At 61.3% G+C, this 18399-nt stretch carries 19 protein-coding genes; 15 read left to right on the top strand and 4 right to left on the bottom strand.

Features of this window, described 5'->3' with window-relative positions:
• Nucleotides 1–130 precede the first annotated feature (130 nt).
• Nucleotides 131–2794, bottom strand: a complete 2664-nt coding sequence (gene topA, locus ACN5AZ_RS05760) for a type I DNA topoisomerase (protein WP_419427906.1) — start codon at nucleotides 2792–2794, stop codon at nucleotides 131–133.
• Between the two features lie 178 nt (nucleotides 2795–2972).
• Here topA and ACN5AZ_RS05765 point away from each other — a divergent pair, with 178 nt between their 5' ends.
• Nucleotides 2973–3380 (top strand): hypothetical protein, encoded by a 408-nt coding sequence (locus tag ACN5AZ_RS05765; protein ID WP_419427907.1) that lies wholly within the window; start codon nucleotides 2973–2975, stop codon nucleotides 3378–3380.
• 5 nt (nucleotides 3381–3385) lie between these two features.
• On the opposite strand, the gene dprA is transcribed toward ACN5AZ_RS05765, so the two are convergent.
• Entirely contained in the window at nucleotides 3386–4552 is a 1167-nt protein-coding gene (gene dprA, locus ACN5AZ_RS05770) for a DNA-processing protein DprA (protein ID WP_419427908.1), read from the bottom strand.
• 97 nt (nucleotides 4553–4649) lie between these two features.
• Nucleotides 4650–6071: a metalloprotease TldD gene (tldD, locus tag ACN5AZ_RS05775; protein ID WP_419427985.1), complete on the bottom strand. Its 1422-nt coding sequence runs from the start codon at nucleotides 6069–6071 to the stop codon at nucleotides 4650–4652.
• A 218-nt stretch (nucleotides 6072–6289) separates the two neighbouring features.
• On the opposite strand from tldD, the gene coxB reads away from it, so the two are divergent.
• The 11 genes from coxB (at nucleotide 6290) to ACN5AZ_RS05830 (ending at nucleotide 16282) form a co-directional block, all read left to right on the top strand.
• The gene (gene coxB / locus ACN5AZ_RS05780) at nucleotides 6290–7201 is read left to right on the top strand and encodes a cytochrome c oxidase subunit II (RefSeq protein ID WP_419427909.1); all 912 of its coding nucleotides are present in this window, start codon (nucleotides 6290–6292) and stop codon (nucleotides 7199–7201) included.
• Nucleotides 7202–7280: 79 nt separating this feature from the next.
• Nucleotides 7281–8216, top strand: a complete 936-nt coding sequence (gene cyoE / locus ACN5AZ_RS05785) for a heme o synthase (protein WP_419427910.1) — start codon at nucleotides 7281–7283, stop codon at nucleotides 8214–8216.
• Nucleotides 8216–8410 (top strand): hypothetical protein, encoded by a 195-nt coding sequence (locus ACN5AZ_RS05790; protein ID WP_419427911.1) that lies wholly within the window; start codon nucleotides 8216–8218, stop codon nucleotides 8408–8410. The genes cyoE and ACN5AZ_RS05790 overlap by 1 nt, the downstream gene beginning before the upstream one ends.
• Nucleotides 8400–8987 carry a cytochrome c oxidase assembly protein gene (locus tag ACN5AZ_RS05795; protein ID WP_419427912.1) on the top strand — a complete coding sequence of 196 codons (588 nt, stop codon included), beginning with the start codon at nucleotides 8400–8402 and terminating at the stop codon, nucleotides 8985–8987. The genes ACN5AZ_RS05790 and ACN5AZ_RS05795 overlap by 11 nt, the downstream gene beginning before the upstream one ends.
• 20 nt (nucleotides 8988–9007) lie before the next feature.
• Complete coding sequence (locus ACN5AZ_RS05800) at nucleotides 9008–9847, top strand: cytochrome c oxidase subunit 3 (RefSeq protein ID WP_419427913.1); 840 nt, start codon at nucleotides 9008–9010, stop codon at nucleotides 9845–9847.
• Between the two features lie 118 nt (nucleotides 9848–9965).
• The gene (locus ACN5AZ_RS05805; RefSeq protein ID WP_419427914.1) at nucleotides 9966–10640 is read left to right on the top strand and encodes an SURF1 family protein; all 675 of its coding nucleotides are present in this window, start codon (nucleotides 9966–9968) and stop codon (nucleotides 10638–10640) included.
• Nucleotides 10640–12028 carry a threonine synthase gene (gene thrC / locus ACN5AZ_RS05810; protein WP_419427915.1) on the top strand — a complete coding sequence of 463 codons (1389 nt, stop codon included), beginning with the start codon at nucleotides 10640–10642 and terminating at the stop codon, nucleotides 12026–12028. The genes ACN5AZ_RS05805 and thrC overlap by 1 nt, the downstream gene beginning before the upstream one ends.
• Nucleotides 12025–13287, top strand: a complete 1263-nt coding sequence (locus tag ACN5AZ_RS05815) for a M16 family metallopeptidase (protein ID WP_419427916.1) — start codon at nucleotides 12025–12027, stop codon at nucleotides 13285–13287. Before thrC ends, ACN5AZ_RS05815 begins: the two co-directional genes overlap by 4 nt.
• Complete coding sequence (locus tag ACN5AZ_RS05820; RefSeq protein ID WP_419427986.1) at nucleotides 13287–13871, top strand: GNAT family N-acetyltransferase; 585 nt, start codon at nucleotides 13287–13289, stop codon at nucleotides 13869–13871. The genes ACN5AZ_RS05815 and ACN5AZ_RS05820 overlap by 1 nt, the downstream gene beginning before the upstream one ends.
• A 123-nt stretch (nucleotides 13872–13994) precedes the next feature.
• Entirely contained in the window at nucleotides 13995–14813 is an 819-nt protein-coding gene (locus tag ACN5AZ_RS05825; protein ID WP_419427917.1) for an MBL fold metallo-hydrolase, read from the top strand.
• 38 nt (nucleotides 14814–14851) lie between these two features.
• Entirely contained in the window at nucleotides 14852–16282 is a 1431-nt protein-coding gene (locus tag ACN5AZ_RS05830; protein WP_419427918.1) for an FAD-binding oxidoreductase, read from the top strand.
• On the opposite strand, the gene ACN5AZ_RS05835 is transcribed toward ACN5AZ_RS05830, so the two are convergent.
• A complete protein-coding gene (locus ACN5AZ_RS05835) occupies nucleotides 16283–17059 on the bottom strand; it encodes a lytic transglycosylase domain-containing protein (protein WP_419427919.1) in 777 nt (258 codons plus the stop codon).
• Between the two features lie 411 nt (nucleotides 17060–17470).
• Between ACN5AZ_RS05835 and ACN5AZ_RS05840 the strand changes: the two genes are divergently transcribed.
• From ACN5AZ_RS05840 to ACN5AZ_RS05850, 3 genes are all read left to right on the top strand, one after another.
• Entirely contained in the window at nucleotides 17471–17677 is a 207-nt protein-coding gene (locus ACN5AZ_RS05840) for a hypothetical protein (RefSeq protein WP_419427920.1), read from the top strand.
• Nucleotides 17678–17798: 121 nt separating this feature from the next.
• Nucleotides 17799–18005: a hypothetical protein gene (locus tag ACN5AZ_RS05845; protein WP_419427921.1), complete on the top strand. Its 207-nt coding sequence runs from the start codon at nucleotides 17799–17801 to the stop codon at nucleotides 18003–18005.
• 97 nt (nucleotides 18006–18102) lie between these two features.
• Nucleotides 18103–18282 (top strand): Flp family type IVb pilin, encoded by a 180-nt coding sequence (locus ACN5AZ_RS05850; RefSeq protein ID WP_419427922.1) that lies wholly within the window; start codon nucleotides 18103–18105, stop codon nucleotides 18280–18282.
• Nucleotides 18283–18399: the final 117 nt, after the last annotated feature.

Below are 18399 nucleotides of genomic sequence, written 5' to 3' on the forward strand. Positions count from 1 at the left end.
CTGTTGAGGGTTAGATGCGTGCGTCACGCATCAAAGGAAAATCACAGCTCCGAGATCACCCGCGTGAGTGCAAGGAAGCCACGCAAACGGGCCGAAAACCGCCACCGTCCACACGGTGACGGCCCTTTGTTTAGTCCTTGGCGGCCGGCTTTTTAGCCGGTGCTTTCTTGGCCGTGGTCTTTTTCGCTGCGGTTTTCTTGGCGGCAGGCTTCTTGGCAGCTTTCTTGCCGCCCTTTTTACCTGTCTTTTCCGCAATCAAAGCCAGCGCTTCGTCCATCGTCAGCTTTTCGGGATCGGCATCTTTGGGCAGCGTGGCGTTCACCTTTTCCCATTTGACGTAAGCGCCGTATTTGCCGTCATAGACCGCAATCTTGCCGCCATCGGGGTGATCCCCGACCTCTGCCAGAACCTTGGCCGCACCGCGACGCCCGCGCCCCGGATTGGCCCGTTTGTCCGCCAACATTTCGACTGCAAGGTTCATGCCGGTCTCGAAAACCTCCTGCAATTCCTTGAGGTTGACGTAGACCGGTTTCTCTTCGTCGGGCAGCTGGTGCATGATGTACGGCCCCCACGGACCCAGCGCGGCCTTGATGACGCCCCCCTCCGGGTGCATGCCGATTTCACGCGGCAAGGTCAGCAGCGTTACCGCCTTTTCCAGCGTCATCTCGTCAGGCGCCCAGCCCGGCAAAGGCTTTTTGGACCGGTCCATCGGCAGGTTCGAGCGATGCGGTTTTTCCTTTGATCCCGGCACCTGTTCGCCGCGCTGAAGATAAGGGCCGTACTGGCCGAACTTCAGCCAGATCTGGTCGCCTTGGTCCTCGCCCAGCAAAATATCGTCGGCACCATCGCCGGTGATCGGACGGGTGTAGGTGCATTCGGGGTAGTTGCCGCAGCCGACAAAGCCACCGCTGCGCGAGGTTTTCAGATGCAACTGACCTGCGCCACAGCGCGGGCAGACACGCGGATCGGTGCCATCCTCGCGCGGGGGGTAAAGCTGCGGGGCCAGTGCCTCGTCCAGCACGTCCAGCACCTCGGAGATCCGCAGATCAGAGGTCTCTGAAATCGCGGCAGAGAAATCACGCCAGAAGCGGTTCAGCACCTCCTTGTAGTCCAGATCACCGGCGCTGACATCGTCGAGCTGGTTTTCCAAGGCAGCTGTGAAATCGTATTCCACGTAGCGTTTGAAGAAGTTCTGCAAGAAGATCGTAACAATCCGCCCCTTATCTTCGGGGATCAGACGGTTCTGTTCCTTGCGGACATAATCGCGGTCTTGAATGGTGCTGATGACGCTGGCGTAGGTCGAGGGGCGGCCAATGCCCAGCTCTTCCATCCGTTTGACCAGCGTGGCCTCGGTGTAGCGCGGTGGCGGCTGGGTAAAACTTTGCTGCCCCACCACGGCGCCCTCGGCGGCCTTGACCACCTTGGCGTCGCCCTTGGGCAGGCTCGCGGCGCCGCCCAGTTTGGCAGGCTCCCCCTGCATGACCTGCGGCAAACGGCGATCATCGTCCGACCCGCTTTCGACGTCGTCGCGGCCTTCCTCATAGACCTTCAAAAAGCCGTCGAATGTGATGACCTGACCCGTCGCGCGCAGACCGACCTGCGCATCGTCAGAGCCGATTTCGACCGTGGTGCGTTCCAGCTTGGCCGATTCCATCTGGCAGGCCAAGGTCCGCTTCCAGATCAGATCGTACAGCTTGCGCTGGTCCGCATCACGCAGTTGCAGCTTTTCCGCGTCCGCCGCCATGTCGGTGGGGCGGATACATTCGTGCGCTTCCTGTGCGTTCTTGGCCTTGTTCTTATAAATACGAGCCTTTTCGGGCACATAGGCCTTGCCATAACGCGCCTCGATCGCGGCCCGGGCAGAGGTCACGGCCTCCGGCGCCATGTCGATCCCGTCGGTCCGCATGTAGGTGATATGGCCCGCCTCATACAGGCGTTGCGCCGTGCTCATGCATTGTTTGGCACCCATGCCGAATTTGCGGCTGGCCTCTTGCTGAAGGGTCGAGGTCATGAACGGCGCCGATGGATTGCGCGTGGCGGGCTTGGCTTCCACGCTGGTCACGCTCAAGGCACGTGATGTCACAGCCTGCACGGCAAGCTCCGCCGCTTCCTGCGTGGGAATGTCGTACCGGTCGAGCTTTTGGCCCCCCAGTACTGTCAGGCGCGCCTCATATTCCTGACCGCGCGGGGTCACCATCTGGGCGCGGACCTGCCAGTATTCACGCGGGTTGAATGCCTCGATCTCGGTTTCGCGTTCGACCACAAGCCGCAGACATACCGATTGCACCCGACCGGCCGAGCGCGCGCCGGGCAGTTTGCGCCACAGCACCGGCGACAGGTTGAAGCCCACAAGATAATCCAGCGCACGGCGCGCCAGATATGCCTCGACCAGCGGCGCGTCGATCTCGCGCGGGTTTTTCATCGCCTCGGTGACGGCCTGTTTGGTGATCGCGTTAAAGGTCACACGGCTGACATGGGTCGATTTCTTGATAGACCGCCGCTTTGTCAGCGCCTCTTTGAGGTGCCATGAAATCGCCTCGCCTTCGCGATCAGGGTCAGTCGCGAGGATCAGTTCGTCATCGGTTTTCAGCGCTTCGGCGATGGCTGCGACGTGTTTGCGCGAATCGTTCGGCACCTCCCACGTCATGTCGAATTCATGCTCGGGGTCGACCGATCCATCTTTGCGCGGCAAATCCCGAACATGCCCGTAAGAGGCGAGAACCGTATAGTCGGACCCCAGATACTTGTTGATGGTCTTGGCCTTGGCCGGGGATTCGACGACAACGACGGGCATCTGGTTGTGCTACCTCTACTGTTAACTCTGCAAACCACCCGGCAGGCGGTTTGCGGCGCTTGATGTGGGGTTTAAGGGGGTGTTGTCAATGACATGACTTGCGCCCCACGCGCCGTCCCCACAGACTGCCCATATTTATAGCCTTGTCCATGGACCTCTTATGCGACCCTTCATTCTTGTGCTTTTTTTGATCTGTGCCCTGCCTTTGCATGCATGGCACAGCCCCGCCCGCGGCACGGCAGACCGCGCCGATCTGATGGATGCAATGCGCCCCCATATCGAATGGATTTTCGGGGCGCCCATTGTATTTGTCGTTTCCGACCTGCGGGTCGACGGCGATGCAGCCTTTGCCATCCTGACCCCGCAACGCCCCGATGGCCGCCCGCTCACGCGCAATGATCTGCGGCACCCTGCGCCCGACGGCGAGAACCCTTTCGACTATGACGGTGCGTCGGTTCAGGCGCTGCTGAAGCGGTCCGGCGACACATGGGTCGCGGTGCATTGGGCCATCGGCGCGACCGACGTCTGGTGGTTCTGGGACGGCTATTGCAGCGATTGGTCGGGGGTGCTGACCGAATTGTGCTAAAGGCATTACCTTTTGGTAATCAGAGAGAGGAACCCGCCGGGCTGGCGTTTGACTTGACCCTCCAGCTCAAGCTCCGTCAACACGGAGGCGATGTCACCCGCGCCGGAGCCGATGTCGCGCATCAGCTGATCCTCGGCCGTGGGGGACGGGCCGAGCCGGTCCAGAATTTGCCGGTGCAAGGACGCAACGCGGCGCAGGTTAGGGCGCGGCGCAGGCTCTTCCATCGCGGTGGGCGCAGGTGGCGGTAAATCAAAGCTGCCCTGATCTGGCCCCTCCAGCGGTGGCAGGGCTTCCAAGACATCATCCGCGTGGCGTACCAGACGGGCGCCATCACGGATCAACAGATTGCATCCGGCGGCGCGGGCATCCAGCGGATGGCCCGGCACGGCAAGCACCTCTCTCCCCTGATCCAGCGCACCGCGTGCGGTGATGAGCGACCCTGATTTGGCGGCTGCCTCCACCACTACAACGGCCCGCGACATACCTGACACGATGCGATTGCGGGTCGGGAAATGACGCGCCATCGGCTGCATCCCAATGGGCTGTTCGGACAGAAGCGCCCCGCCCTGTTCCACAATATCTTCCGCCAGTTTGGCGTTTTCTGATGGGTAGATCACATCGACACCGCCCGCGAACACCGCCACGGTGCCTTGCCCCAAAGCCGCCTCATGCGCGGCGGTATCGATGCCGCGCGCCAGCCCCGACACGATGCAATAGCCATTGGCCGCAAGATCGCGCCCCAGACTGCGCGCCATGCGCCCCCCCAAGGACGACGCATTCCGAGCACCAACCAGGGCAATCATGGGACGGTTCAATATCCCGGCATCCCCGCGCACCCAAAGCAGCGGAGGCGCGTCCGGCAGTTCCGCCAGATCTGCGGGATACTCCGCTGCGCCCCGTGCGATCAGACGGGCGCCTGCCTGCTGGCCTGCGCGCAGCTCTGCCTCTGCTACCGATTGCGGGCAGGCCTCGTAATCCTTGACCCCGGCGGTGCGCGCCACCTCCGGCAGTGCAGCCAAAGCGGTGCGTGCATCACCGTGTTCGGCCATCAGCCGCCAGAATGTCGTGGGACCCACCCTGCGAGAGCGCAAGAGGCGGAGCCAGTCCACACAGATATCTTCCGTGGTGGGTGGGAGTGGGGGGTGAGTGGAAGAGTAGCTGTCGTCGCGCATCCTGTCCCCGCCGTCTTGCACGAACAGCTATAGCGCGAGACAGGTTAATCAGCGGTAAACCGTTCCGCGCGATTTTGCGCTAACTTCCACGCAACACTCAGGTGCCGGAACCGCCAACCGTCAGCCCGCCGATCATCACCGTCGGCTGGCCCACACCCACTGGAACCCACTGCCCCTGCTTGCCACAGTTGCCCATACCCGGGTCCAGCGCCATGTCGTTGCCAATGGCGCGGATGCCGTTCAGCGCAGTCGCCCCGTCGCCAATCAGAGTCGCCCCTTTGACCGGCGCACCAATCTTGCCGTCTTTGACGCGGTAGGCCTCGGTACAGGAGAACACGAACTTGCCGTTTGTCGTGTCCACCTGCCCGCCGCCGAAACCAACGGCCCAGATCCCGTCTTTCAGATCGGCCACGATGTCCGCCGGATCGCTGTCACCGCCCAGCATGTAGGTGTTGGTCATGCGCGGCATCGGAATATGGGCATAGCTTTCGCGCCGCCCGTTGCCCGTCGGCGCAACCCCCATCAGCCGCGCATTCTGGCGGTCCTGCATGTAGCCCACCAGCTTGCCATCCTCGATCAGGACATTCTTACCCGAAGGCGTGCCTTCGTCATCAATGGTGATGGAGCCGCGCCGATCCGGGATCGTGCCGTCATCCAGCACGGTCACCCCTTTGGACGCGATCTGCTGCCCCATCAAACCGGCAAAGACCGACGCCCCCTTGCGGTTCGCATCGCCTTCCAGCCCGTGGCCAATGGCCTCGTGCAGCAGAATACCGGGCCAGCCGGGCCCCAACACAATATCCATGACACCGGCAGGCGCCGGCTCCGCCTCAAGGTTGACGAGCGCAATGCGCAGCGCCTCGCGCGTTTTGCCCTGCCAGTCCTGCGGCGCAAGCAAGCCGTCCAATGTGACGCGTCCGCCGCCACCTGCGGTGCCCGCCTCGCGGCGGCCCTGATCCTCTACGATGACAGAGACATTGACCCGCGTCATCGGACGCACATCTGTCATCAGCCCCCCTTCGGGACGCAGAATGGCGACCTCTTGCAGGGAGGCGGAAATTGTCGCGGTCACCTGCACCACACGCGGGTCCAGCGCGCGGGCAAAGGCATCGATTTCCTTCAGCGTATCGACCTTGACCGGAAAGCTCGCGCCCTCGATCGGATCGGCGTCCGTGTACAATGTCCGATTCGTCCCCGCAGGCGGGGGTGCCATCACCCCGCCACCGGACCCGATGGCCAGCCGCGCCGTCTCGGACATCCGTTTCAGCGCCTGTTCAGAAATATCGGTCGAATGCGCATAGCCCGCGACCTCGCCCCGCACGGCGCGCAAACCAAATCCTTCGGATGCGTCATAACTTGCAGTTTTTATGCGCCCATCATCCAGAACCAGCGATTCAGACCGACGCCGTTCCAGGAAAAGCTCGCCATCTTCGGCCCCTAGCAGCGTTTCACGCAGCTGGGCCAAGGTGCGATCCAGGTCCAAAAGTGTCTCGAAAGGGCGAAAAGTTGCGTCAGGCATCTGGACCTCGGAGTTGATCTGGATCAAAAAAGCGGCGCTTTGCCGCAAGTGCCATGCTTCCACGGGTGGACAGAATATGGTTTCTAGGCCGGCAGAACGCAACGGTATGTCATGAGGAAGAGGTCGGGACTGCAATTCTGGACCTCAACCTCATGTATCCATTGGAAATTTCCGGGTCGGCGGGCCCGTGTGCAACTCGAATCGATCAGGGTAGAGACATGAACCTCAAGACGATGATGACGGGCCTCGCGGGTGCCCTTGTCGCCGCGCCGGCGCTGGCGCAGGACCTGCCGGTCATTGGCCGGCCCGAACAAGGCGGCCTTGGCTTCCAGCCTGCGGCGACCGAACTGGCCCGTGATCTGCAGTGGCTCGACGGTATGATCAACGTGATCATCATCGCGATCTGCCTGTTTGTGATCGGCCTGCTTGCCTTCGTTTTCATTCGCTATAACCAGAAAGCGAACAAGACACCGGCGACCTTCACACATAACTCCCCGATCGAGGTGGCATGGACCATCGGCCCGATCGTGATCCTTGTGTTCATCGGTGCCTTCTCGCTGCCGGTGCTGTTCAAACAGCAGGAGATCCCCGAGGGTGACATCACCATCAAGGTCACAGGCTACCAGTGGTACTGGGGCTATGAATATGTCGGCGAAGATCTGGCCTACGACAGCTACATGATCGGTGCGCCCGGTGCGGACCTGAGCTACATGGGCGACGATGTGCCCGCAGCCACCGCTGACTACCGCCTGAACGACGGCATCGTCGACCAGCTCGAAGCGGTCGGTCTGTCGCGCGACGAATGGCTGCTGGCCACTGACACTGCCGTGGTTGTCCCGGTTGGCGCAACCGTGGTCATGCAGGTCACCGGTGCAGACGTGATCCACTCCTGGACCATCCCCGCCTTCGGCGTGAAACAGGACGCCGTTCCCGGCCGTCTGGCAGAGCTGTGGTTCGAGGCAGAGCAGGAAGGCATCTACTTTGGCCAGTGTTCCGAGCTTTGTGGCATCGCGCACGCCTACATGCCGATCACCGTCAAGGTCGTCAGCCAAGAGGCGTATGACGCATGGTTGGCCAACTCGGTCGAAGCGGGCTGGTACACAGACGTCCGCGACGTCCTGACCAACTGATCCTTGATCTGAAAAGACAACGACGCGGCGATCCCCTCGCCGCGTCACCCCATGTGACCCAGCGACCGAAAGCCCGGACATGAGCGACGCAAGCTTTGACACTGACATGACCAACACGCAGGACGCAGAATTCGGCGATTATTTCGCGCTGCTCAAACCGCGTGTTATGACGCTGGTGGTGTTCACGGCATTCGTCGGCCTGCTGGCGGCGCCGGTGGCGATTCACCCCTTTCTCGGCTTCTGTGCCGTGCTCTTCATTGCATTGGGCGGCGGAGCTTCCGGCGCTTTGAACATGTGGTATGACAGCGACATCGACGCCGTCATGAAGCGCACCGCAAAGCGGCCCATTCCCGCAGGAAAGGTCACCCGTGAAGAAGCGCTGGCCTTTGGCCTCACGCTGTCGGTGTTTGCCGTGGTCTTCCTTGGCCTCGCGACAAACTGGCTGGCTGGCGGGCTTCTCGCCTTCACCATTTTCTTTTACGCCGTGATCTACACCATGTGGCTGAAGCGCGCGACGCCGCAGAACATCGTGATCGGCGGCGCGGCTGGTGCCTTCCCTCCGATGATCGGCTGGGCGGCGGCCACGGGCGAAATCTCCACCGCGTCGGTGCTTATGTTCTGCCTGACCTTCCTGTGGACCCCGCCGCATTTCTGGGCGCTGGCGCTGTTTGTGCGGATGGATTACGACAACGCCACCGTGCCGATGTTGACTGTCACCCACGGGCGTAAATCCACGCGCAACCACATTCTGGTCTACACCATCCTGCTGGCGGTCTTTGCGATTGGCCTTGGCTTTACGCAAGTGGGCGGACCCGTCTATCTCGCCACCGCCATCGTTCTGAATGCCTTATTCCTGAAAGGCGCCGTCCAGATCTGGCGCCGGGATGAGGACGCCTCTGAAGCGGATAACTTCAAGGTGGAAAGATCTTTCTTCAAACTCTCTTTGCTTTACCTCTTTGCGCATTTCGGCGCGATCTTGGTAGACACCGGCCTGAGCCGGTTCGGAGTACTCTAATGGCGATCACCAAAGAACATGAGCTGCACAAGCGGCGCCGGTCCCGCAACGTGGGGCTTGGCCTGACGCTGGTGGCCTTTATCGCGATCGTTTTTGGCATGACCATGGTCAAGGTCAGCCGCGGCGATTTCGCCATGCAGCCCACCGCGAATTCCACCGTTATTGGTCAGGAGGCTCCGGAAGATGGCAATTGACCCGAAGATGAAAACCCTCGCCCAGACGGTTGGGGTCGTGGTGACGATGGGTGCGCTCGCCTGGGCGTCGGTGCCGTTTTACGACTGGTTCTGCCGTGTCACGGGCTTTGGCGGCACGCCATCGATTGCCGATGCGTCCGGGTCTGAAATTCTCGACCGCACGATTACCGTGAAATTCGACGCATCGCGTGAACGCGGCATGCCGTGGGAGTTCAAACCCGCGCAGACAGAAATGACGGTGCGAATCGGCGAAGAGGGGCTGGCCTTCTACGAGGCCTACAACCCCACTGACCGTCCGGTAGCCGGTCAGGCCGCTTATAATGTGGCTCCCTATCAGGCCGGCGCATACTTTAACAAAATTGAATGCTTCTGCTTTACCGAGCAGGTGCTTCAACCGGGGGAACGGGTGCAAATGCCCGTGAGCTTCTTTGTCGATCCTGAAATCGTCGAAGACAGCGATGCCAAATATGCCAAGCATATCACCCTGTCCTACACTTTCTACGAGATCGATTTGCCCGAAAACGTGCAAGCCGCGCTCGACACTGCTAATGACGATGCTAAGGCATCCGTGAACTAACGCCTGAACGAGGGAACGCCATGGCGCATGCAAAAAATCATGACTATCACATCCTGAGCCCAAGCATCTGGCCGCTTCTGTCGTCGGTGTTTGCGTTCATCATGTTGTTCGGCGCTGTCGTCTGGATGGCAGGGAACGTAACCATTCTGTTCGGAGCGCTCAGCTTCAGCGGACCGTGGATGTTCCTGATCGGTTTTGTCGGCACACTTTACGTGATGTTCGGCTGGTGGGCCGAAACCATCAAGGAAAACGGCATCGGGGATCACACGCCGGTCGCGCTGATCGGCCTGCGCTACGGCTTCATCCTGTTCATCATGTCCGAAGCCATGTTCTTCTTCGCGTGGTTCTGGTCTTTCTTCAAACACGCGCTGTACCCGATGCACCCGGAGGGCCTGTCCCCCGCGGTTGACGGCCAGTGGCCGCCTGCCGGCATCGAAACCTTTGACCCGTGGCACCTGCCGCTGATCAACACGCTGATCCTGCTGTGCTCCGGTGCGGCGGCGACTTGGGCGCACCATGCGCTGGTTCACGGCAACAAGCGTGACGAGATCAAACAGGGTCTGATCATCGCCGTCGTTCTCGGCCTGATCTTCACCGTGTTCCAGGCCTATGAATACAGCCACGCGGCTTTCGGCTTCTCCGGCAACATCTACGGCGCCAACTTCTTTATGGCGACCGGCTTCCACGGCTTCCACGTTGTGGTGGGCACCATCTTCCTGTTCATCTGCCTGATCCGCGTGATGAAGGGACACTTCACCCCCGAAAACCACCTCGGGTTCGAAGCGGCCGCATGGTACTGGCACTTCGTTGACGTGGTCTGGCTGTTCCTGTTCGCAGCCGTCTACATCTGGGGCGGCTGACCGTAGGTCGGGGCTTTGCCCCGACGCGACCAGACGCCACGGGGTCTTGCACCCCGCGCCACAAACGGTAAACCAAGGCGCGCCCACCGGCGCGCCTTTTTCCGTTAACGGAGCCCGCATGTCACGTTTCCTTGCCCCTGCCCTGATTGGCCTGCTTGGCGCTGCCACCCTCGCGTGGCTGGGCACTTGGCAGATTCAGCGTCTCGACTGGAAGCAGGGCATCCTTGATGAGATCGAAACCACCATCACAGCTGCCCCCCAACCCCTGCCCGTCATGATCGACCCGGAAGCACAGCGATACATGCCGCTGGAGCTGTCGGGCACCGTCGGGTCCGAGGCGCTTTATGTTCTGGTGTCGCAAAAACACATCGGCGCAGGTTGGCGCGTGATCTCTGCTTTTGAAACCGATGACGGGCGGCGCGTGCTGCTCGACCGTGGCTTCACCCCGATCGAGGCGAAAGACAGCCCGCTGTATCAGGGGAATGCAACTGTGATCGGGAACCTGCACTGGCCCGATGACCGCAACCCCTCCACGCCGGAAAACGATGCCGACGACAACACGTGGTTTGCCCGCGATCTCGGACAGATGGCGGAGGCGCTGCAAACGGAACCCCTGCTGGTGGTGGCGCGCCAAGTGACGCCCCCCGACGCGCAGATCACCCCCCTGCCCGTCGACACATCCAGCATTCCAAATGATCACCTGCAATACGCCATCACATGGTATTCCCTCGGGGTTGTGTGGCTGTTGATGACCGGCGTCTGGATACGCCGCATTGCGAAAGGCAACGACTGATGCGCTATATCTCTACCCGTGGACAGGCCCCCTCCCTGACCTTTGAAGAGGCGATGCTGTCCGGTCTGGCCCGTGACGGCGGACTCTATGTGCCCGAAACAATTCCCCAGATGTCGGTGGAGGACATCCGCGCCCTGCAGGGATTGAGCTACGAGGAATGCGCCTTTCGCATCATGCGGCCCTTCGTGGGCGATGGCTTCACCGACGAGGTCTTTGCCGATCTGATCGCAAAGGCCTATGCCGGTTTTGGTCACAACGCGCGCGCGCCGCTGGTGCAGCTTGCGCCGAACCATTTCTTGCTGGAACTGTTCCACGGTCCGACCCTGGCGTTCAAAGACTTTGCCATGCAGTTGATCGGCCAGCTGTTCCAAGAGGCGCTGGAACGTCGCGGCGAACGGGTCACCATCGTCGGCGCGACCTCAGGTGATACCGGATCGGCCGCCATCGAAGCCTTCAAGGGCCTCGACAATGTCGATGTCTTCATCCTCTTTCCGCATGGCCGCGTGTCCGAGGTGCAGCGCCGCCAGATGACCACCCCGTCCGAGGGGAACGTTCACGCGCTGGCGATGGACGGTCATTTCGACGACTGTCAGGCGCGGCTCAAGGATATGTTCAACCATTTTGAATTCCGCGACTCTGTGCGGCTTGCCGGTGTGAACTCGATCAACTGGGCGCGTGTTCTGGCGCAGGTTGTCTATTACTTCTCTTCTGCGGTCAGCCTCGGCGCGCCGGATCGCAAGGTCAGCTTTACCGTGCCCACGGGCAACTTTGGCGACATCTTCGCGGGCTACATTGCCAAGCGTATGGGCCTGCCCATCGACCGGCTGGTGGTTGCGACCAACCAGAACGATATTCTGCACCGCTGCCTGACCGGCGGCGACTACCAGACCTCCGACGTGCATCCTTCGATCTCGCCTTCGATGGACATTCAGGTAAGCAGCAACTTTGAACGCGCTTTGTTCGATGCCTATGATCGCGATGGCTCTGCCGTGGCGCAGCTTATGGATGAGCTGAAGGCCGGTGGTTTCACCGTCAGCCAAGGCGCGCTGCAGGCGCTGCGCGAACATTTCGACAGCGGCCGTGTGTCCGAGGACGAAACCCTCGCCACGATCCGGCAGGCGCAGGAAACCATGGGCGAGTTGCTGTGCCCGCATTCCGCCATTGGGGTGCGTGTGGCTGAAACCCTGCGCGCCTCTGACACGCCGATGATCACGCTGGCCACGGCGCATCCGGCGAAATTCCCCGACGCGGTTGAACAGGCCAGCGGCATTCGCCCCCCCCTTCCAAACCGGATGGCGGACCTGTATGAGCGTCCGGAACGGGTGACGCGGGTGGCAAATGACCTCGGCGCACTCGAGTCTCTCATTCAGGAGCGCATTACCAAGTGACTGTTCAACTCACCACGCTGCCCAACGGCCTTCGGGTCGTGACCGAACATATGCCATCCATGGAATCCGCCGCTCTCGGGCTGTGGATCACCGCCGGAGGCCGGCACGAGCGTGAGGAGCAAAACGGCATTGCGCATTTCCTTGAACACATGGCGTTCAAGGGCACCGCCAAACGCAGTGCGTTACAAATCGCGGAACAGATCGAGGATGTGGGCGGCTATATCAACGCCTACACCTCGCGCGAGGTGACGGCCTATTACGCCCGTGTGCTGAAGGCGGACACAGAGCTGGCCGTGGATGTTCTGGCCGATATCCTGTTGAATCCCGTCTTCGACCAGCGCGAGATCGAAACCGAACGTCATGTGATCTTGCAAGAGATCGGACAGGCGGCTGACACGCCTGATGATGTGATTTTCGACTGGTTGCAGGAAAAGGCCTATCCCGACCAGCCCATCGGGCGCACCATTCTGGGCGAGGCCGCCCGCGTCCAGCAATTCGGGCGCAGCGATCTGGAAACCTTTGTTCAGGAACATTACGGCCCCGGCCAGATGATCCTGTCTGCCGCCGGTGCTGTGGATCACGACGCATTGGTGAAACAGGCCGAACGGTTGTTTGGCGACCGCGCACCGCGCGAAAGCCGCGTCTACGACACCGCGACATTCCACGGTGGCGAGGCCCGCCGCAGCAAGGATCTGGAACAGGCGCATATGGCGCTGGCGTTTGAGGCGCCGGGTTACCGCGACAAAGGGTTCTACACCGCACAGATCTACGCGATTGCGCTGGGGGGCGGCATGTCGTCTCGTCTGTTTCAGGAAATCCGTGAAAAGCGCGGCCTGTGCTACACGATCTTTGCCCAGTCCGGTGCCTATGCGGACACCGGCATGACCACGATCTATGCCGGCACATCGGGTGCAGAGCTGCCAGAACTGATGGACCTGACGCTTGACGAGATGAAGCGCGCTGCCGAAGACATGTCCGATGCCGAGATCGAGCGCGCCCGCGCCCAGATGAAAGCGGGCCTGTTGATGGGGCTGGAAAGCCCGTCGTCGCGCGCCGAACGCATGGCCCGCATGGTGCAGATCTGGGGCGAGGTTCCCGCCATCGAAACAACAGTCGCCCGAATTGATGCGATCACCCGTGACCGTGTTCTGGCCTTTGCCGAACAGCAGGCTGTGGATGCGGCAGCGGCGCTGGCGCTATATGGTCCGGTCGACAAGGCCCCCACGCTGGAGGATCTGTCCGCACGGCGGGCCGCGTGATGATTGCCTTCCGGCGTAAATTCCGGATCGAGACAGAGCGGCTGACGCTGCGTCCGCCAATGCATGCGGATTACCCCGGCTGGTCGTCGCTGCGCGCTGAAAGCCGGGATTTCCTCACCCCGTGGGAGCCAAGCTGGTCGCAGGACCATCTATCGCGCAAGGCATTTACCAACCGCGTCTACTGGGCGTCTCGTTCGATCAACGCCGGTACAGCCGTGCCGCTGTTTCTGGTCCGCCGCGAAGACGAGGCGCTGTTGGGCGCGATCACCCTGGACAATATCCGGCGCGGCCCAGCACAGGCGGGCACCCTGGGCTATTGGACCGGCCAGCGCCACGCGCGCAAAGGCTATATGGCGGAGGCGATTGCCGCCGTCAGCCACCACGCTTTTGAAAAGCTGGGGCTGTCGCGGCTCGAAGCAGCCTGCCTGCCGGAAAACGCCGCCTCGCGCGGGTTGCTGGAACGGTCCGGTTTCAAATACGAGGGCGTCGCGCAAAGCTATCTGCAGATCAACGGGCGCTGGCGCACTCATGTTCTATACGCCAGTTTGCGCATGGATCGGCGCGGACGCACCGACATCGGCTAAGCCGCGCGTGAAACGCATTCTTTGCGGGCAGCACCCTTTTGTGATCGCCTTTTGGTCTAACCGGCGTTTTGGATTTTGCGGGAATGCGGCTAACGTGACCTGACATATTGTCAGGAGCCTGCCATGCCGCGACTACTCACTGCCTTGATTGCCTGCCTTTTGCTGCCTGCGACAGCCGAGGCCCAGCAACGCCGATTGTCCCATTGCATTGCCATCGCCGATGCCGCGCCGGGGCTGCAATACCTTCACAAAGCGTCTTGGCAGGCCCCTGTCCCCGACGAACACGTCCGGCTGCATTACATCACCCACGCGAGCTTTCTGTTGCAGACAGAGGGCGGGATGAATGCGGTGACCGATTTCACCGGCTACATCGGCAATGTTGATATGATCCCCGATGTGGTCACGATGAACCACGCCCATTCGACCCATTGGACCGCCAACCCCGATCCCGCCATCCCGCATGTGCTGCGCGGATGGGGGGAGCCTTTTGGCAGCGGGATCACCCATCATCTCGATCTCGATGAGATGCTTGTGCGCAATGTGTCCACCGATATCCGGTCAGGCACCAGCGTCGAGGAAGACGGCAATTCAATCTTTGTGTTCGAGGTCGCGGGCCTGTGCATCGGGCATCTGGGGCATTTGCATCATATGCCCAACGACGAACAGTTCGCAGCCCTTGGCCGGTTGGACGTGGTGATGGTGGCTGTGGACGGGGGGCGCACCCTGCCCCTGTCGGAGGTGATCCCCCTGCTGGAACGGCTGCGCTCTTCGGTGGTGGTGCCGATGCACTGGTTTTCGGATTACGGGCTGGAGCGCTTTATCGATCAGGTGTCCGACAGCTTTGCCATCGACCGGCGCGATGGGCCCAGTATGGAAATCAGCCTGCGCACCTTGCCCCGCGAACCCACTGTTGTGGTGCTGCGACCCTCTTACCTGCGCTAGACCCTTGCATCCTGCGGGGGCCGGTCTAAGCCTAACCCATGACCTATGACCAGCCCCCTGCCCTACACCCTGCCGATGCCGCCTTTGCCGACAGCCTGTCCGCGCAATTGCCGCAGGATACGATCCGCAAAACCGAGCCGCGGCATATCGAGGAACCCCGCGGCCGCTGGCAGGGGTCATCGCAATTCATCGCCCTGCCGCGCAACACTGCGGATGTGGCGACGATCCTGCGGGCCTGTCACGATGCGCGCGTCGGCGTGGTGCCCCTCGGCGGCGGCACAGGGCTGGTCGGTGGGCAAATCGCTCCTGACGGCGCCCCGCTCCTGTTGTCGCTGGAACGTATGACGGCCATTCGGGACATCCGCCCGTCCGAGAACGCCATGACCGTCGAAGCAGGCGCCATCCTTGTGGATGTGCAAGAGGCGGCGCAGGACGTGCAACGCCTATTCCCTTTGTCGCTGGCCTCGCAAGGGTCGGCGCGGATCGGCGGGCTTTTGTCCACCAACGCAGGGGGCATCAACACGCTGCGCTACGGCAATGCCCGCGATCTGGTGCTGGGGCTAGAGGCGGTGCTGCCCGACGGTCAGATCTGGCACGGCCTTAAACGCCTGCGCAAGGACAACACCGGCTATGATCTGCGCCACCTTTTGATCGGCGCAGAGGGCACCTTGGGCGTGATCACTGCCGCCTCGCTGAAACTGTTTGCGCGCCCCGCCGCAACCGGAACCGCCTTCCTTGCCACGCCCTCGCCCACGAGCGCGCTGCAACTTTTGGGCTTGGCGCGTGATATGTTGGGCGACAGCGTCTCCGCCTTTGAACTGATCCACCGGCAGGGCTTCGACTTTCTGTCGGAAACCCTGCCCGACATTCGCCAACCTTGGGACACCCCGCCGGAGTGGAGCATTCTGATCGAATTGGGCACAGGCCCCGCCATAGACCCCGCGCGCGCGCTGGAGGATCTTTTTGCCGCGGCCTTGGAACAGGGTCTGTCCGACGACGGCGTGATTGCCCAATCCGCACAGCAATCGCAGGCGTTCTGGGACGTGCGCGAACATATCCCCGAGGCGAACCGCCGCATCGGTGCCGTGTCGAGCCACGACATCTCGCTGCCTCTGGACGAGATCGCGGGCTTTATCCCACAGGCCAAGGCCGCGCTTGCCAAGATCGGGGATTTCCGGATCAACTGCTTTGGCCACCTTGGCGACGGCAATCTGCACTTCAACGTCTTTCCGCAACGTGGCGGACGCCGAGAGGATCACGCCCACCTGCGCGAGGCCATCAAAACCTGCGTGCATGACATCACTCATGCTCTGGGCGGGTCGGTCAGCGCCGAACACGGGGTCGGTCGGCTCAAGACCGGCGATCTCGAACGCTACGGGGATCGGGCAAAACTGTCCGCGATGCGGGCGATCAAAGGGGCGCTTGACCCTCATGGCATCATGAACCCGGGCGCGGTGATCCCACGCTGATTACTGCGAGACGCGGAACACGCAGCCGTCAGACACCAGTTCGGGCGGCGTCAGGCACAGACCGCGCGCCACATCAAAGGCAGCCAGCACTTTTGGCACGTAATCCCGTGTTTCCGCGAAATTCGGCACACCGCCGTGGGTGCCGATCGAATTCTCGCCCGCATTATATCCGGCAAGAACAAGGATCGGATCGCCGTCGAATTTCTCCATCAGGAAGTCGAGGAATTTGATCCCGCCGCGGATGTTCTGATCGGGGTCGAGCGAATCTGTAACGCCAAAGCGGCTGGCGGTATCCGGCATCAACTGCATCAGCCCTTGCGCGCCCGCATGGCTTTCGGCGGCGGGGCGTCCGCCCGATTCCACATAGATCACCGCAAGCGCCAAGGCGGGCGAGACGCGGGTGCCCACGGTCTCGCGCAGCAGACGGCGCCCGTGTGCGGCGGCGATATCCTGTATATCCTGCAGGCGCGGCGCGGCCACGCGGTTACCGCCCGGTCCTTTGCCCAGCGAGGCAATCGCCGGAGCCAGCCGCCCCGGTGCGCTGGCCTCCAGCGCGGGCGAGACCACATCCCAAAACCAGCTATAGCTGCCGCCGCTTTTCTTGCGGGCCGGGGTTTTGCCGGTCACGGCGGCGGGTTCTGCGACGGGCGAGGCTCCGGGCATCGGAGGCACAGCCGGATTGGCGCGCGGGGCCACCTGCACGGTGATGCGTTTTTCACCGGGTTTGGGCGGCTTGACCCGCCGTGCTGAAAAATCGCCGCTAATTTGCTGCGCCATCAAGGCACAGGGCAAACATAGCGCCACGGCCAGCGCCGCTGTTCTGATTATTCGGTGTCCCATGGGCTGCTCGATCCCTGCCGGGTTTTGTTTTGCCCAGTGTCGCACAATCTGACCGAAAAAACCATCAGTGTTGCCAGATTGAAAACGCCTGTGCCCAAACACCCTGTTCGAAAGGATATAGCGCACCGGATTTCAAACAAATGTTCCACAAATTTCCCAGCAAAATAAATGCCTTATCAAACTTAGTAAATAAAAACGCGAGAAATCTAAAAAGACTACATTCGGGTCAAACATTCGCCCCAAACCGGCGTCAAAACATCTTCATACCGACGAGGGACAGGGAATGAGAGAGCCCGCCAAACATCCCGAGTTGGTGACGAAAAAACAGTACACCTACGGAGAGAGACCATGCTTAACTTTATCAAGAACTTCCGCGAAGACGAAGCCGGCGCAGTGACCGTTGACTGGGTTGTCCTGACCGCAGCCGTTGTTGGCCTGGCCGTTGCCGCATACTCCACCATCGAAGCCAACTCCCTGACCCTGATCGACGCAGCCGCTGGCCGCGTTCTGGAAGAGAACACCTTCCCGGGCGCCGGCGCAGGCGACGGCAGCTAATTTTGGAGGCTACGTCATAACATTGACGTTACACAAATTCTTGTTGGCGTAGGCTAATAAGCCTCGCCAACGTCTAAAAGGTGAAACTGCAGTAGTTTGCAGGCAAAATAGAGAGCTAAACATGTTCAACTTTATCAAGAACTTCCGCGAAGACGAAGCCGGCGCAGTGACCGTTGACTGGGTTGTCCTGACCGCAGCCGTTGTTGGCCTGGCCGTTGCCGCATACTCCACCATCGAAGCCAACTCCCTGACCCTGATCGACGCAGCCGCTGGCCGCGTTCTGGAAGAGAACACCTTCCCGGGCGCCGGCGCAGGCGACGGCAGCTAATTTTGGCATCAGCCATACTTTAAAAATACGAGGCGCGTGCGGCATGCGCGCGCCTTGCATTTGTCTGAAAGTCTCTTCCATCATGGGGAACCTGCGCATGCTGACGTCCTTGAACCGCTTCTTCCGCGACGATTCCGGCGCTGTAACCGTCGACTGGGTTATCCTGACCGCCGCCATCGTCGGCTTCTGCATCACAGCCTACACTCTTATGGAAGATGCCACGCTTGATCTGCGCGATGGTGTCGCCACCGAGTTGACCGTTCAGAACGACTTCTGATTTCGCCGCTTTCCGGGACATGAAAATGTCCCTTTTCCGCCCTGCGAAAGCGGCAATCGGGTGACAGATTGTAAACAATCGCGGGTCTTTGCCCGCTTCACCCAAGCCCCATGGCCG

The organism is Sagittula sp. SSi028 (assembly GCF_048553715.1).
Taxonomy (GTDB): domain Bacteria; phylum Pseudomonadota; class Alphaproteobacteria; order Rhodobacterales; family Rhodobacteraceae; genus Sagittula.